Here is an 18,334-nt window from a genome sequence, read left to right as displayed (position 1 = left end):
TAAACTGCTGAAATAAGGACAGTTGAATTAATCAAAAAGTCAAATAATAAGTCAAGGATAAAAATTCATGGAACCGACTACCAACAAAGAGCAACTATCATTATCCAAACAGATGTTTCTGGCGCTAAAGCAAGCAGAAGCTAAGTTGGAGATGATGGAACTTGCCAAAAGTGAACCTATTGCCATTATTGGTATTGGTTGTCGATTCCCAGGAAATGCCAACACTCCAGAAAGCTTCTGGGAACTGTTAGCTAATGGTGAAGATGGAGTTAGAGAAATTCCACCTGAACGCTGGAATCCAGATTATTTTTACCATCCTGACCCTGATACTCCAGGGAAAATGTATATCCGTCATGCTTCCTTAGTGGATCAGGTAGATCAGTTTGAGCCTGAGTTTTTTGGCATCTCTCCGAGAGAAGCCCATAGCCTTGACCCACAACAACGTTTTCTTTTAGAAGTAACTTGGGAAGCTTTAGAAAGAGCGGGAATTAACCCCCAACAATTAGAAAATACCCACACAGGAGTGTTTCTAGGTATTGGTCAAAACGATTATGCTGATTTGGGCTTTAACCAACTGGAAAATATCAGCCCTTACGATGCTACAGGCAATGGCTTTTGTTTTGCCGCAGGTAGGCTATCTTACTTCTTGGGATTGCAAGGTCCATCTTTAGCAATAGATACAGCTTGTTCAGCATCTCTGGTAGCTATACATGAGGCTTGCCATAGTCTACGTCGGGGTGAGTCTAATCTGGCTTTAGCAGGAGGGGTACAACTGATGCTCTCTCCTCACGTTACCACCGCACTATCAAAATTGAAGGCTCTATCACCAGATGGCAGGTGTAAGACTTTTGATGCTGCGGCGGATGGTTATGGTAGGGGAGAGGGATGTGGCATGGTAGTACTTAAGCGCCTGTCTGATGCTCTTAAAGATGGTGACCAAATCTGGGCAGTGATTCGTGGTTCAGCAGTTAATCATGATGGACCTAGTAGTGGACTGACAGTGCCGAATAAACTAGCCCAAGAAAAGCTTATTCAGCAAGCTCTCAAAGCAGCCAAAATAGAACCATCTCAGGTAGGTTATGTGGAAGCTCATGGTACAGGAACCTCTTTAGGGGATCCGATGGAAGTTAGAGCCTTAGGCACGGTGTTTGAGGAGGGACATAACCAAGAACATCCTTTGAGGATTGGTTCAGTTAAAACCAATATCGGTCACCTAGAAGCCGCAGCGGGAATTGCCGGATTGATTAAGGTAGTTCTACAACTCCAACATCAAAAAATTGCACCATCACTGAATTTTAAACATCCTAACCCCTATATTGATTGGGAGAATCTACCTCTAGAAGTTCCCACTCAACTGATACCTTGGCCATTATCCGGTGGTAAACGAGTGGGAGGAGTGAGTTCCTTTGCTATTAGTGGCACCAATGCTCATATAGTGCTAGAAGAAGCTCCAAGAGAAGGCAACCGGCAACCCCCCCCTGTGTCCCCCCAAGGGGGGAAGGCAACAGGCAACAGTGAAGATTGCTTAGAACGTTCAATTAATCTACTAACGCTGTCAGCGAAAACAGAAATGGCCCTGGCGGAGTTAGTCATTAGTTATCTCCATTATCTGGAAAATCATCCAGAATTGGAGCTAGAAGATGTCTGTTATACAGCCAACACAGGAAGAGCTCATTTCAAACATCGATTAGCGGTTATTGCTGCTGACCGCAAAGAACTAGTAGAAAAACTACATTACCAGGAAACTGGGGAGCAAGTAGTTGGACTATTTTCTGGACATGCTAGCAAAAATCCACCGAAAATAGTTTTCTTGTTCACTGGTCAAGGTTCCCAGTATGTGAATATGGGAAGGCAACTCTACGAAACTCAGCCGACTTTCCGTAAAGCTTTGGAAGAATGTGACCAAATTTTAGAGTCCTATCTGGAATATCGACTCTTAGAAGTTCTCTATCCTCAAAATGCACCATCATCAAGCTCCTCTCTACTAGACCAAACAGCTTATACCCAACCCGCCTTATTTGCTATAGAGTATGCCTTGGCTAAGTTATGGGAATCTTGGGGAATTAAACCCAATGCGGTAATGGGTCACAGTGTGGGAGAATATGTAGCAGCAACAATAGCAGGAATTTTTAGTTTAGAAGATGGTCTAAAACTCATTGCAGCTAGGGGAAGGTTAATGCAACAGTTACCCTCTGATGGTGAGATGGTTTCAGTCATAGCTAAGGAGTCAAAAGTTCGTGAATTGATTACCCCCTACACAGACAAGGTCGCAATTGCTGCAATTAATGGACCAGAAAGTGTGGTTATTTCTGGTGAAACAGAAGCTATTGCAGCTATTGTCAATCAATTAGAGTCAGAGGGAGTCAAAACTAAAAGACTACAAGTATCCCATGCTTTTCATTCACCATTAATGGAACCGGTGTTGGCAGAGTTTGAAGCTATAGCTAATCAAGTTACCTACCATCAACCAAAAATACCACTAATTTCTAATGTTACAGGCACAAAAGTAGACAATAGTATTACCACAGCCAACTATTGGGTCAATCATATACGCCAGCCCGTAAAGTTTGCTGCTAGTATGGAAACCCTGCACCAACAAGGTTTAGAAATATTCCTAGAAATAGGAGCCAAACCAATATTATTAGGCATGGGACATCAATGTCTGCCAGAAGGGGTAGGTGTCTGGTTGCCTTCTTTGCGTCCTGCGGTAGATGAATGGCAACAGATACTCTCGACTTTAGGACAGTTGTATGTACATGGAGTTCAAGTCAATTGGTCAGAATTTGACAGAGATTATAACCACCAGAAAATTGTTTTACCAACTTATCCCTTCCAACGTAAAAGGTATTGGGTAGAAACGGCTAATGATTGGGATGGAAAAACAATCTCTACAACCAAGCTCCACCCTCTGATTAATCAAAAGTTTCAATCTCCCTTATCAAAAGAAATCTTTTTTGAGTCTCATTTTAGCACCGAAACTCTGCCATTTTTAGCAGACCATATTGTCTATGAACAAGTAGTAGTTCCTGGTGCAAGTCACGTCTCCCTCTTGTTAGCAGCGGCATCTTTAACTTTACCCACAACTGAATGTCAACTAGAGGATATTCTCTTTCCCCAAGCTCTAGCAATTCCAGAGCAAGGATCACGAACCGTACAGGTAGCTTTCACTCCCCAAAATGCCTCCTATTCATGTCAAGTGATTAGCTTTGACGACTCTTTAGAATCACAGATTAATCAAGTTTCAAACAATGGGAGTCACATCAGTGACTGGGCAGTTCATGCCACAGGGAAATTGTCTGTTGCTAATGCTGAGCAATCACTAATACCTCTAGAAGAAATTCAAGCCAGATGTAGCCAAAAAATAGATAGTGCAGAAATTTACCAGCATCTCTGGGATAGACAGATTCACTTAGGACAGAGTTTCCGTTGGATAGAGCAAGTATGGTTGGGAGAGGGAGAAGTTCTTTGTCAAATGAAAGTCCCAAAAACTATTCTGAATGCAACAAAGTATCAACTACATCCGACTCTAGTTGACTCGTGCTTTCAATCAATAATCGCACTTGTTTTAGATCAATCTGGCAATAAAAATGAAACATTTGTTCCATTCAGTATAGATAAATTTACTTTCTATAATAGTTCTGATAATGAGCTGCTTTGGTGTTATACCTGTGGCTCGAAAGATAAACAATCAGGAGAAAAATTCAAAGCCGATATACAATTGTTTGACCAACATGGGCAGCTAGTTGCTCAGGTTATTGGTTTTGAAGGTAGGAAAGCTAATTCAGATACCTTGCTGATGACTCTGGAAGCAGATTTGAGTCATTGGTTTTATAAAATCAACTGGCAATCCCAACCCCTACTCTTAAGTTCCCAATCTAATGAAAAGCAAACAAGTAATTGGCTAGTATTTGCACTGACGAATGAATTGACAGAGCTTATTGGAGAGGAGTTGCAACAGAGGGGACACAACTGTATTTGGGTATCTCCAGGTTCAGATTATCAAGAAATAGATGCTCAACATTATCAAATCAATCCCACTGTTACTGAACAATTCCAACAACTACTGCAAGACAATGCTGACATCAAAGGTATTGTGCATTTATGGGGTATCAATGAAACCAGTGATCCTGTAGTTATCAAAGATATAGAAACAGCCCAAGAATTAGGTTCTGGTACGGTACTACATTTAGTGCAAGCCTTAATTAAAACTGGACTAATTCATGTAATGCCAATGTGGTTAGTTACTCAAGGAACTCAGAGTGTATTAGATGAATCAGAAGTGAGCCAACCCCACCACGGCTCTCTGTGGGGACTAGGACGAGTTATTCGTCTGGAACATCCAGAATTAAACTGTTGCAGGGTTGATTTAGATTCCAAATCTCCTCTTGCTGAGACTATTCCCAAGTTGGTAGACGAACTGTTGTCTAATAATTATGAAGACCAGATTGCAATTCGTCAGGGAATTCGTTATGTCGCCCGATTAGTACGACAACAACAGCACAAATTAAGCTCACAAAAACTGTCAATTCAATCAGAAGCTTGTTATCTAATTACTGGTGGTTTAGGTGCATTAGGGTTACAGGTAGCTCAATGGTTAGTTGCTCAAGGTGCTCAACATCTAGTCTTAATTGGACGTAGTGCCCCCTCCGAAACCGCCAGGGAAATCATTGAGAACTTAGAAGCACTTGATAGTCAAGTATGTGTTTGGTCAGGAGATATATCAGAGCAAAGAGATGCCGTGAGGATTATCAACCAAATTCAAGACTCATTGCCACCACTCAAAGGAGTAATTCATGCAGCCGGGGTATTAGATGATAGCTTACTGCAAAATCTAAGTTGGCAGCAGTTTACGAAAGTTATGGCACCAAAAGTAGCAGGAACTTGGCATTTGCATCAACTCACTAAAGATTTACCTTTAGATTTCTTTGTCTGTTTCTCATCTATGGCTTCGATGTTGGGTTCACCAGGTCAAGGAAACTATGCTGCTGCTAATGCTTTTATGGACGCGATCGCTAATTATCGTCGTGGTATGGGACTACCAGGATTGAGCATTAATTGGGGACCATGGGCATCAGCAGGCATGGCAGCTAAGTTAGGGGATGAGCACTTAGATCGCTTGCATAACTCAGGGTTAAAATCCATTAGCCTTAATGAAGGAATGCAAGCCTTGGAAAAGTTGTTACAACTCGAAGTTCCTCAAGTTGGCGTGATGCCAATTAATTGGTCACAGTGGTTCGAGGTACAGGCAGGAACAACAATGCCAATGCTTAAGGATTTGGCTCCTTCTCAGTCAAAATCATCCCAGGAAGGATGGTTTATTAAACACTTAGAAGCTGTCTCCCCTGAACAACGTCGCCAGCTACTGACTAAGGAAGTTCGTTCGCAGGTTGCTCAAATACTTGGGATTGCAGATCCAGAGCAAATAGATTCTCAGGTTGGATTGTTTGATATAGGAATAGATTCATTAATGCTGACAGAACTCAGGAATCGCTTGCAATCAAGTTTGGGGTGTCGCTTGTCAGCAACCACTTTGTTCAATTACGCCAACATTGATGATTTAGTAGACTACCTGACTCAGGATGTATTGGAGACTATCAGCTTTGAAGAATTGGAAGATGTTTCTCCTGTAGAACTAAACCCTACTGAAGATCTAGCAGAACTTTCTACAGATGAAATAGCGGCATTACTAGCAGATGAATTATATAAGGGGGCTTAGTATAAATATGACGGCAAAAGTAGATCAATCCAAATTACTTAGAGACGCTTTAGTTGAGTTACGAGATAAGAAAGCTAAACTCAATGCTTTGGAGCAGGCTAATACAGAACCCATTGCTATTATTGGCTTAGGGTGTCGCTTTCCCAAATCACCGAATACTGAAGTCTTTTGGCAGTTACTGGAACAAGGGATGGATGCAGTCACTGAGGTGCCGAAAGAACGTTGGGATATTGAGCAGTATTACGATCCAAATCCTGATGCCACAGGCAAAATGTATACCCGCTTTGCCAATTTCATCACGGATGTAGATAAGTTCGATCCTGAGTTTTTCAAAATTTCTCCTCGCGAAGCCAAGAAGCTGGATCCTCAGCACCGATTACTTTTGGAGGTTTGTTGGGAGAGCCTCGAATACGCAGGTTTGTCTCCCCTTGCTCTCAGAGGTAGTCAAACAGGAGTCTTCGTCGGCATGATGAACCATGACTACGGGCAGTTGGCAACAAATCCTGCGGATTGGCACACTGCCTCCGGCAATGGCTCTTTTCTTGGAGCTGGAAGGATTGCTTATACCCTGGGACTGCAAGGACCAACTTTAAGTGTGGAAACAGCTTGTTCTTCTTCCCTCGTAGCCTGCCATCTGGCTTGCCAGAGTCTACGCAACCAGGAGTGCAACATTGCTTTAGTGGGTGGGGTAAATCTTATGCTCACTCCCGATGGGAGTGTAATACAGTCTCGCTCTAAGATGAATTCACCAGATGGCCGTTGTAAAACATTTGATGAGAGTGCTGATGGCTATGGACGAGGAGAGGGATGTGGAGTAGTTGTTCTCAAACGATTGTCAGAAGCACAAGCTGACGGAGACCAAATTCTAGCTCTTATACGAGGTTCTGCAGTCAATCATGATGGTCCGAGTAGTGGGTTGACAGTGCCCAATGGCTTAGCTCAGGAAGCCTTGATACAACAAGCTCTAACTAATAGTAAGGTTGAGGCTTCTCAGGTAGACTACATAGAATGTCATGGAACTGGGACCCCTCTTGGGGATCCGATTGAAGTGGAAGCTTTGGTCAATGTATATGGTAAGAATCGTCCTCAGGATCTACCCATCATTATTAGTTCTGTCAAAACGAATATTGGTCACTTAGAGGGAGCAGCAGGAATTGCTGGATTAATCAAGACTATTCTGTGTTTACAGAATGAAAAGATTCCTCCTCATCTTCATCTAAAACAGCCTAATCAACGAATTCCTTGGGAAGAGATACCCGTAGTAGTGCCGACAGAAGCAAGATCTTGGTTGCGGGGGGATAAAACTAGAATCGCGGGAGTTAGCTCCTTTGGTCTGAGTGGAACTAATGCTCATGTGATTGTAGAGGAGGCACCAAAAGAAGGCAACAGGCAAATCTCCTCTTTGTCCCTCCAAGGGGGAAAGGCAACCGGCAACGGAAAAGATGTACCAATACGTCCTATTCATCTATTAACTCTTTCAGCTAAAACTCAAACAGCTCTTGATGAGTTGGTCAGTAGTTATGAAAATTATCTCAAAGCTCACCCTGAATTAGGGGTAGCCGACATCTGCTATACCGCCAACACAGGACGTACTCACTTTAACCACAGACTAGCAGTTGTCACCTCCAACCAACAAGAATTAGTGGAAAAACTTCGACAACAGCAAGAGGGAGAAGAGGTAGTCGGAATCTACTCAGGAAACCTGCTAAACAACAGTACAGTTCCTAAAATCGCCTTGTTATTCACAGGACAAGGCTCCCAATATGTCAATATGGGCAGGCAGTTGTATCAACAAGCACCAACTTTCCGGGAAGCGATTAACCAATGCGAGGAAATTCTCAGTAGCCTAGAAACGTTCCCAAATAAATCCTTACGAGAAATCCTCTATCCAGCAGACGACTTATCAGATTCATCCCTATTAGACCAAACAGCTTATACCCAACCAGCTCTATTTGCCATAGAATATGCTCTCTTCAAACTCTGGCAATCCTGGGGCATCAAACCAGATGTCGTTATGGGTCATAGCGTCGGAGAATATGTAGCAGCAACCGTAGCAGGAGTATTCAGCTTAGAAGATGGTCTGAAATTAATTACAGCCAGGGGAGCTTTAATGCAGAAATTACCGGCTGGTGGAGCAATGGTTTCAGTGATGGCATCAGAGTCGAAAGTTCTAGAGATATTGAAGGGGATGTCCCGATCAGAAAAAGTAGCCCTAGCAGCCATCAATGGACCAGAAAGCACAGTTATTTCTGGCGAAGCAGAAGCAGTAGAAGCGATCGCAACTCACCTAGAATCAGCAGGAATCAAAACCAAACAACTACAGGTATCCCACGCCTTCCATTCACCATTGATGGAACCGATGTTGGCAGAGTTTGAAGCAGTAGCCAATCAAATAACCTACCATCAGCCTAGGATACCACTGATATCCAATGTCACTGGCAAGCTAGTAGATTCGAGGATTACTTCTGCTGAATATTGGGTAAATCATGTGCGCCAACCAGTACAATTTGTCCAGAGTATGAAAACTCTGCACCAGGAAGGATATGAGTTATTCCTGGAAATTGGACCTAAACCAATTTTGCTAGGCATGGGGCGTCAATGTCTACCGGAAGATATGGGTGTGTGGTTGCCCTCATTACGTCCGGGAGTGGATGAATGGCAGCAGATGCTCTCGAGTTTAGGACAGTTGTATGTGCAGGGATGCAAAGTAGATTGGTTTAAATTTGACCAAAACTATAACCGGGAGAAAGTAATATTGCCCACTTATCCCTTCCAAAGAGAAAGGTATTGGGTAGAAACTCAAAATGGCTACCAACCAAAACCCTATGGGTCAACCGCCAAAAACCTGCATCCGTTACTAGGAGAAAAACTCAACCTAGCAGGAATAGAAAATCAACATCGTTTTCAATCATACCTAACAGCAGAATCTCCAGCCTACCTGAGTCACCACCAAGTATTTAACAAGGTGCTCTTTCCAGCCACAGGCTATTTAGAAATAGCCGCTGCAGTTGGGAAAAATTTGTTAACGACTGGAGAGCAAGTCGTAGTTTCTGATGTAACCATAGTGCGAGGGTTAGTTATACCAGAAACAGACATAAAGACAGTACAAACAGTAATCAGCACCTTAGAAAACAATAGCTATAAGCTTGAGATATTTAGTACATCAGAAGGTGACAATCAACAGGCAAACCAGTGGACATTGCATGCCGAAGGTAAAATATTTTTAGACTCAACTACCAACGCCAAAGCCAAAATTGACCTAGAGCAATACCAGAGAGAATGTAGTCAAGTAATAGACATCCAACAACATTATCAACAATTTAAGTCAAGAGGGATAGACTACGGCAACAGCTTCCAAGGAATCAAACAATTGTGGAAAGGTCAAGGGAAAGCCCTAGGGAAAATAGCCTTACCAGAGGAAATAGCAGGACAGGCAACAGACTATCAGTTACATCCAGCCCTATTAGATGCTGCTCTACAAATCCTAGGTCATGCTATAGGCAACACAGAAACAAATGAGCAAACCTATCTGCCAGTAGGAATAGACAAATTAAAACAGTATCGTCAGACAATAACTCAAGTATGGGCGATAGTAGAAATACCAGAAAAGACTTTAAAAGGAAGTATTAAATTAGTAGATAATCAGGGAAGTCTCCTGGCAGAAATTGAGGGATTAAGAGTAACGGCAACTACAGCCGATGCCCTATTGAAAAGCCTGCAACCAGATATTAGCCATTGGTTTTATCAGATCAACTGGCAAACCCAACCCCTACCATCAACTACCCCATCATCAGCAACTGACAAATGGTTAGTTTTCGCACAGGATACTCAACTGGTAGAAGCACTACAACGCAAAAGTCACGAGTCTATCAGAGTCTCACCAGGAGATACCTATAAGAAACTAACTCAGCAACACTATCAAATCAATCCCACCAGTATAGAACAATTTCAACAGCTGCTAGCAGAAAATTCAGGGATTACTCGGATTGTGTATCTGTGGGGAGTGCAGGAGAGCGAAAGCAAAGACAATCTAGAAATACAAACAGTTCAAGAACAAAGTTGTGCCACAGTGCTGCATTTAGTGCAAGCAATTATCAACAGCAAACCTGAAACCATCCCAAAACTGTGGTTAGTCACCCGAGGAACTCAAAGGGTAATCTCAGACTCAGAAGTAATCAACCCTGAGTATGGAAGCTTATGGGGACTAGGACGAGTCATTGCCCAAGAACACCCAGAATTAGGATGTAAACGCCTAGATTGTGACCCAAACTTAGAGCAGACTCAAATATTAGACTCCCTAGTAGCTGAACTCTTATCAGAAGATGTAGAAGACCAAATAGCGATACGTCAAGGAAGTCGCTATGTAGCCAGACTAGTACAAAAACCACAGCAAAACCAAATCACCTCAGCAGACCAACCGGTGCAATTAAAACTGTCAGAATACGGAGTCATAGACAACCTCAACTGGCAGCCAATGCAGCGGAAAACGCCCTTGGCAAATGAAGTAGAAATTGAGGTAGCAGCGGTGGGGCTAAACTTCCGAGACGTGCTCAATGCCCTCGGATTACTCAAAGACTACTATGCCGAACACTTTAACATTACTAGCGCAGAGCAACTAACATTCGGCTTTGAATGTGCTGGGAAAATCTCCGCAGTAGGAGAACAAGTTTCACAGTGGCAAGTAGGAGACGAAGTAATAGGATTACTCTTGCACGATGGCTTGAGCAGTTTCATTACCACCTCAGTAGAGTATGTAGTAGCCAAGCCCAAACAAATGAGTTTCAGCGAAGCGGCGACTCTACCCTTGACATTCCTAACTGCCCAATACGGGTTGCAGCACTTAGCCAAAATTCAACCAGGAGAGCGAGTATTAATTCATGCAGCAGCTGGTGGAGTAGGGCAAGCGGCAGTCCAAATAGCCCAAGTTGCAGGAGCAGAAATCTTTGCCACAGCTAGTCCAAGCAAATGGGAATTTCTCCAATCTTTGGGCATTAAACACATTATGAACTCCCGCACCCTAGATTTTGCCGAGGAAATCATGAAACGCACGGCAGGAGAAGGGGTAGATGTCGTGCTCAATAGCCTCAACGGAGAGTATATTCCCCAGAGCTTGGCAGTATTAACCCCAAAAGGCAGATTTGTGGAAATCGGCAAAATCGGAATTTGGGAAAAAGAGCAAGTCAAGGAAAAACGACCAGATGTGAGTTATTTCCCCTTTGATTTACAAGAAGCAGTCCAACAGCAACCGGGTTTAATTGGGCAACTATCAGAAGAATTAACCCAGCAGTGGAACCAAGGAAAACTCAAAGCCTTACCTCATAAAGTATTTCCTAGTACAGAAATTACAGCAGCCTTCCGGTACATGCAGCAAGCTAAACATGTAGGCAAGGTAGTGGTTTCCATGCCAGAAGCCCAAAGTGAGCCCAAATCTATCACAGCAGACGCAAGTTATTTGATCACTGGAGGATTAGGAGCCTTAGGATTGGAAGTAGCCCAATGGATGGTAACTCAAGGAGCAAGAAATATCGTTTTAACTGGACGTCGTGCTCCGAAGGAAACCGCACAAAAAATTATTGAGGAGTTGGAAACAGCTGGAGCCTCTGTGAGTGTATTACTGGGGGATGTTTCTCAACGAGAAGATCTGGCGAAAATTTTCCAGCAAATTCAGGCATCATTACCCCCCCTCAAAGGAGTAATTCATTCTGCCGGGGTGTTAGATGACGCATTAGTACAAAATATGAGTTGGTCACAGTTTACCAAGGTAATGGCACCAAAGGTCCAAGGAACTTGGTATTTGCATCAACTAACCAAAGATTTCCCCTTAGACTTCTTTGTATGTTTTTCGTCTATAGCTTCTATGTTGGGTTCACCAGGTCAAAGCAATTATGCTGCAGGGAATGGGTTTATGGATGCCCTAGCTCACTATCGTCGCAGTATGGGACTGCCAGGATTGAGTATCAACTGGGGAGCTTGGGCATCAGCAGGCATGGCCGCTAGTTTAGCAGTTCAAAATCAGCAACGGATGGAGAGCATGGGCTTAAGTGCCATAGAGCCAGAAAGGGGCATGCAGGCATTGGGGTCATTATTATCAGAATCTCAAAGCCAAGTGGGGGTATTCCCGGTTAATTGGTCACAATTTATCAGGCAGTTTCCTGGTGGACAAAAGATACCATTTTTGTCGGATTTCATTTCCCAAACACCATCATTAACTCAAAAGTCGGCATTTAGAGAAGAGCTAGAAGCAGCACTGGTTTCAGACCGTCACGAGCTATTAACAACTCACCTTCGCTTAGCGATCGCTAAAACATTAGGCTGGAAAGATACACAAAAGATCGGCATGCGTCAACCTTTATTTGACTTAGGATTAGATTCTTTGACAGCAGTAGAATTAAAAAATCGATTGGAGTCAAGCTTAGGAACAAGTTTAAGTTCAACACTGTTATTTGATTATCCTACAGTAGAAGCATTGGTAGAGTATTTAGCCAATGATGTCATGCCGATAGATTTCTCTTCTCATCTAGACCAAACAGAAAAAGCACTAGATGAAGAAGATGTTGTGGCGGACGGCTCATCCCAATTATCAGATATCACTGAACTTTCAGAAATTGAACTAGAAGCATCAGTTTTGCAAGAAATTGAAGCATTAGAAAAGTTAATCTGAACCGATGTGGCTATTGGTGTTTAAGTAAAGAAGCTAAACATCATACCTATAAAATTTAATACAACCTTATCCTTTGAAAACACCATGAACCTAAAACAAGAACAAGAAAAGGAACAATCACTCTCAGCCTTACAAAGAGCGCTTATAGCCCTTAAAGATGCACGCTCCAAACTAGAAAAATACGAAACTCAAAGCAAGGAACCCATAGCGATAATTGGCATGAGTTGTCGTTTTCCTGGTGGAGTAGACTCCCCAGAATCCTTCTGGCAACTACTCAATGATGGGGTTGATGCTATCTCTGAAGTTCCCTCAAACCGATGGAACATTAATAGCTACTATGACCCAGACCCGGATGCTCCGGGCAAAATCTCTACTCGTGACGGTGGTTTTCTCTCACAAATAGATGGCTTCGATGCCCCATTTTTCTGTATTTCACCCCGGGAAGTTCAAAGTCTAGACCCCCAACAACGCTTATTGCTGGAAGTAAGTTGGGAAGCAATAGAAAGAGCGAACATAGTCCCTGACCAATTGTTTAATAGTCTCACAGGAGTATTTATTGGCATTGGTAGTAGTGATTATTTAAATCAGCTGGCAACCAGTGAAGTACCACAGGCTTATTGGGGTACAGGTAATGCACCGAGCGCTGCTACAGGTCGTTTATCATACATATTGGGACTGACAGGACCTAATCTGGCAGTAGAAACGGCTTGCTCTTCGTCGTTGGTATCCTTACATCTAGCTTGTCAGAGCCTGCGACAACAAGAATGCAATTTGGCTTTAGCTGGAGGTGTCAATCTACTTCTATCTCCTGAGACTAGTATTATTTTCTCTCAGGCTAAAATGTTATCTCCCGATGGTCGATGCAAGACCTTTGATGCCTCGGCAAATGGCTATGTACGTGGAGAGGGATGCGGAGTGATTGTTTTAAAACGACTCTCTGACGCGGTAGCCAATGGGGATAATGTTCTGGCAGTAATTCGTGGAACTGCGATCAATCAAGACGGAGCCAGTGGTGGCTTGACAGTGCCTAATGGTCCATCTCAAGTAGCGGTTATTCGCAAAGCGTTATCCAATGGAGGAGTAGACCCAGCAAGTGTTAGTTATATCGAAGCTCATGGTACGGGAACTTCCTTGGGAGACCCTATTGAAGTTGGAGCGATAGGAACGGTATTTGGAAAAACCCACTCCCAAGAGCAACCTTTAATAGTTGGTACCGCTAAAACTAACATAGGTCACTTAGAGGTAGCAGCAGGAATAGCAGGTTTGATGAAAGTAGTCCTGCAACTGCAACATCAACAGATTGCACCATCACTACATTTTAAGCAACCCAATCCTTATATTAATTGGTCTCAATTACCAGTGCAAGTTTCGACTCAACTCACCCCTTGGCAAACCAATGGTAAAAGTCGCATCGCTGGAGTAAGCTCTTTTGGTTTTAGTGGAACTAATGCTCATGTGGTTATCGAAGAAGCACCAAAAGAAGGTAACAGCTTATCGGCAACAGTAGAGGATAATGGCAATTCGACTGTAAAAGAAGATACTCTAGAACGTGCAGTTTATCTATTAACTCTTTCAGCCAAAACTCAAGCAGCTCTTGATGATTTAGTTAATAGTTATCAAAACTATCTCAAAAATTATCCAGAATTAAGAATCGCTGATATTTGTTATACGGCTAACACATGCAGAAGTCACTTCAACAACAGATTAGCAGTTGTCGCCTCGAACCAACAAGAATTAGTGGAAAAACTCCGACAGCACCAACAGGGAGAAGAGGTAACAGGAATCTACTCAATAGAACTGCCAAACAACAGTACAGCACCTAAAATCGCCTTGTTATTCACAGGACAAGGTTCCCAATATGTCAATATGGGTAGGCAGTTGTATCAACAAGCACCTGTATTCCGCAAAGCACTTGAGCAATGTAATGAAATTCTCCTTGGTACAGAAACGTTCCGGGAAAAGTCCTTACTAGAAATTCTCTATCCAGCAAACCAAGAACAGTCTAATTCATCCTTACTAGACCAAACAGCCTATACCCAACCCTGCTTATTTGCCCTAGAATACGCCTTATTTAAACTCTGGCAATCTTGGGGAATCCAACCAGATGTGGTCATGGGTCATAGTGTAGGAGAATATGTAGCAGCAACAGTAGCAGGAGTATTCAGCTTAGAAGAGGGCCTCAAACTAATTGCAGCCAGGGGCTCTTTGATGCAACAATTGCCCGCAGGTGGTGAGATGGTTTCGGTTATCGCCTCAGAGTCGAAAGTGCTGGAGATATTTAAGGCTATGTCCCTAGAAGAAAAAGTAGCCATAGCAGCCATCAATGGACCCGAAAGCACAGTCATTTCTGGGGAAGCAGAAGCAGTAGGAGCGATCGCAACTCACCTAGAATCCCTTAGCATCAAAACGAAACAACTACAGGTATCCCATGCCTTCCATTCACGATTGATGGAACCAATGCTGGCAGAGTTTGAAGCAGTAGCCAAACAGGTAACCTATAGTCAGCCTCAAATATCACTAATATCTAATGTTACTGGTCAACAAGTGGGCTCAGAAATTACTTCTGCCGAATATTGGGTGAGTCATGTCCGACAACCAGTGCGCTTTGCCGAGAGCATGACAACTTTACATCAGGAAGGATATGAGTTATTCCTCGAAATCGGACCCAAACCAATTTTGTTAGGTATGGGGCGTCAATGTCTGCCAGAAGGGGTTGGTGTTTGGTTACCATCCTTGCGCCCTGGAGTAGAAGCATGGCAGCAGATGTTGCAGAGTTTGGGACAGTTATATATGAAAGGGATCAAGGTAAACTGGTCAGGGTTTGACCAAGATTACGCCTGTCATAAGGTAGCAATACCCACCTATCCATTCCAGAGAGAAAGTTATTGGATAGATACTGACAAAAATCAAGGGCAAAAAGCTGTTAATGGTAGCTCAAGTTTAATTGTAGACTTACTTAATCAAAGTGATATAGAAGGGTTGAATCAGGAATTAAGCTTTTCTACAGAATTAACTGCAGACGAACAAAAAATGTTGCCTAAGTTGCTAGGAATCTTAGTCAACCGTCACCAAGATTATCTGGAATTTAAAGGTAATGTAGTTTATGACTATTACAATTCTTTTGCAGAAATTAGTCAAGAAAAATTGAGTAAAGAAAAGCAACAAGAAAATAATTCACTGCAATTCTTAACTTTTGGAATATTACCAGAAAGTATTCCCGGTTTTTCCTGGCTAAAAATGTTGACTAACTCTAATCAAAACCCGACCCATAAAACAGCCTTATTAGAGGCACAGCAAGAGTTGAGAAGGCTATGTTTTTCACAAGTAGACTTCTCATCTACCAAAAAAGTGTTAGATTTTGGTTGTGGATATGGCTCGGATTTAATAACCTTAGCCAAAAATCACCCACACCTACAACTAAACGGTTATACAATTTCTAGTGGACAAGCTAAATTTGCTGCCAACCAAGTTAATGATTATCAACTGCAAGAGCAGATACAAATTTTTAACCGAGACAGTTCAAAAGATGAGTTTCCTGATAATTACAACCTGGCATTTGGATTTGAAGTAGCTCATCATATTAAGGATAAATCGCTGTTATTTTCCAATATAAGCAGGCATCTTCAGGAAGAAGGTCTATTAGTAATGGCAGATTTTATCGCTAATAGTGATGTTGATATTGACCACGAAGAAACATCATCTTACTTTATTACCAAACAACATTGGGTAGAGCAACTCTCACCAAATAAATTGCAATTAATTAGTGCTATAGATATTAGTCATGAAGTATCCAACTATTTGTATGATGCTGAATTTGAAGAAAATCTCAGAGAATTATATGAACAAAATCATGACGATAATGTTAAGTCAGCTTTTCAATCCTATAATCAGTTAGGTAAATTACTGAGCAAAGGATTGGCTAGCTATGTATTACTAACAGCAAAAAAACAAGAAAATTTACCACAAGAGCAAAGTTATCAGTTGAACCGAGAAATGCTAGCTCAACTGTCTTCTTACTCTGAAGTAGCTGTTAAACAATGGGTTTACGAACTGAAGTGGGAAACCAAAAAACATCAACAGTTGCTATCACCCAAGAAACCAGGAAATTGGCTCATATTTGCTGATCAGCAAACGCAAGCATTGAAAACGGTCTTAGCAAAACAGAATCAAAATTGTCTCATCGTAACCCCAGGCTCTAGTTACAAGCAGTTAGATGACCAACACTATCAACTAAATCCCACGAATGCACAAGAATTTCAACAACTAATAAAAGAGTTGTTTACTACCCAAGATACCTTAGAAGGAGTAGTTCATCTATGGAATATTAATACCTCAACAGAAGAGTTGGGAGCTGCTCAAGAACTAGGTTGTGCCAGCGTACTATATTTAGTGCAAGCATTGGTGTCAAACTCGCAATCATCAATAGTACCTCTATGGTTAGTTACTCAGGGAACACAAAATGTAGAAGAGAATGAACCGAAACTAGCAGTACAGCAAGCACCAGTGTGGGGGTTGAGTCGGGTAATAGCACTAGAACACCCAGAGCTGAAATGTAGGCGAGTTGATTTAGACCAAACCAGGAACAGCTTAGAAGCCTTAGAAGCATTAGGTAAGGAACTTTTAAATCCTGATGATGAAGACCAAATAGCAATTCGTGGAGGAGTGCGTTATTCCGCTAGATTGGCAAGGCGAACCCAAAAGTCAATTTCAGAGCAAGAGCAACAGATAGCATTCGGAACAGAAGGCAGTTACTTATTGACTGGTGGTTTGGGAGCATTGGGATTGGAAGTAGCCCAATGGATGGTTAAGCAGGGGGCACGACATATAGTATTAAACGGGCGTCGTACTCCCTCAGAAACAGCTCAGGAAACTATCCAGCAATTAGAACAAACAGGAGCTAAAATCTCAGTCATACTAGGAGATGTTTCTAAGGAAGAGGACGTTGCTAGTATCCTGAAGCAGATTGAGGCATCTCAAGCACCATTACGAGGGGTGATTCATGCAGCAGGATTCCTGGATGATGGTGTTTTACAACAGATGAGCTGGGAGCGTTTCAGGCAAGTTATGGCTCCTAAAGTACAAGGTGCTTGGTATTTGCATCAGTTGACTCAGAAGCTACCACTAGACTTCTTTGTTTGTTTTTCCTCCATTGCATCCTTACTGGGTTCACCTGGTCAAGGGAACTATGCCGCAGCAAATGCTTTTATGGATACTTTGGCTGACTATCGTCGGAGCTTGGGCTTACCGGGATTAAGCATTAATTGGGGAGCTTGGGATCAAGGAGGAATGGCTTCTCGTCTAGGGAGTCAACATCAAAGTCGGTTGCGCACAACCGGAATGAATCTTATAACTCCAGAGAAAGGATTGCAGATATTAGGAGAGTTGCTATCACAGCCCGTTAGCCAAGTAGGAGTATTCCCCATAAATTGGCCTCAATTCTTAGGACAGCTGCCAGTAGGATATACAATTCCATTTTTAGAAGCTTTTGCTTCCAGAAAACTACAAAAAGAAACAACTAAGGATGAAAACTTTTTAGAACAACTAGCAGTAGCACTTGAGAGTGAACGCAACCAAATTCTGATCGGTTATCTTCAAGTTCAAGTCGGTAAATTGCTGGGATTTGATAAATCCAAACTGCCCAATCCAGAGTTGGGATTCTTTGACATGGGCATGGATTCCTTGCTAACAGTTGAGTTAAGAAATCTCTTGAGTTCTAATTTGGGTTGCTCGATTAGTGCAGCTGAGTTGTTTGGGACTTCTAATATCCAAAACTTAGCGGAACATTTAATCAAAGAAATTTTGCCAGAGGGGCAAGACGAAGAAGAAGTTGATCTTGATGACAGTCAAAATACACAAAACCTAGATTCTGCGCAGATAGAAACTCAAGGAAAAGTTGATCATGCGATTGCTGCTGAGTTACAAGAAATCAAGAATTTACTGAAGGAGGGTAACTGACA

The 18,334-nt window shown here is 42.4% G+C and carries 3 protein-coding genes; all 3 read left to right on the top strand.

What is annotated here, in order from left to right; genetic code table 11:
* The first annotated feature begins 67 nt into the window (after positions 1-67).
* The 3 genes from BJP34_RS29070 to BJP34_RS29060 all read left to right on the top strand — a co-directional run bounded on the left by BJP34_RS29070 (position 68) and on the right by BJP34_RS29060 (position 18,332).
* Positions 68-5,716: a type I polyketide synthase gene (locus BJP34_RS29070; RefSeq protein ID WP_070395347.1), complete on the top strand. Its 5,649-nt coding sequence runs from the start codon at positions 68-70 to the stop codon at positions 5,714-5,716.
* 7 nt (positions 5,717-5,723) lie between these two features.
* Entirely contained in the window at positions 5,724-12,377 is a 6,654-nt protein-coding gene (locus BJP34_RS29065; RefSeq protein ID WP_070395346.1) for a type I polyketide synthase, read from the top strand.
* An 84-nt stretch (positions 12,378-12,461) separates the two neighbouring features.
* Positions 12,462-18,332: a type I polyketide synthase gene (locus BJP34_RS29060; protein WP_070395345.1), complete on the top strand. Its 5,871-nt coding sequence runs from the start codon at positions 12,462-12,464 to the stop codon at positions 18,330-18,332.
* Positions 18,333-18,334 lie beyond the last annotated feature (2 nt).

Source organism: Moorena producens PAL-8-15-08-1 (assembly GCF_001767235.1).
Taxonomy (GTDB): domain Bacteria; phylum Cyanobacteriota; class Cyanobacteriia; order Cyanobacteriales; family Coleofasciculaceae; genus Moorena; species Moorena producens_A.
Note: the sequence above shows the minus strand (reverse complement) of the source record. Positions and strands in the feature narration are given on the sequence as shown.

Coding starts and splice junctions, on each gene's coding strand:
- BJP34_RS29070 (WP_070395347.1), top strand. CDS start 68: ATGGAACCGACTACCAACAAAGAGCAACTATCATTATCCAAACAGATG.
- BJP34_RS29065 (WP_070395346.1), top strand. CDS start 5,724: ATGACGGCAAAAGTAGATCAATCCAAATTACTTAGAGACGCTTTAGTT.
- BJP34_RS29060 (WP_070395345.1), top strand. CDS start 12,462: ATGAACCTAAAACAAGAACAAGAAAAGGAACAATCACTCTCAGCCTTA.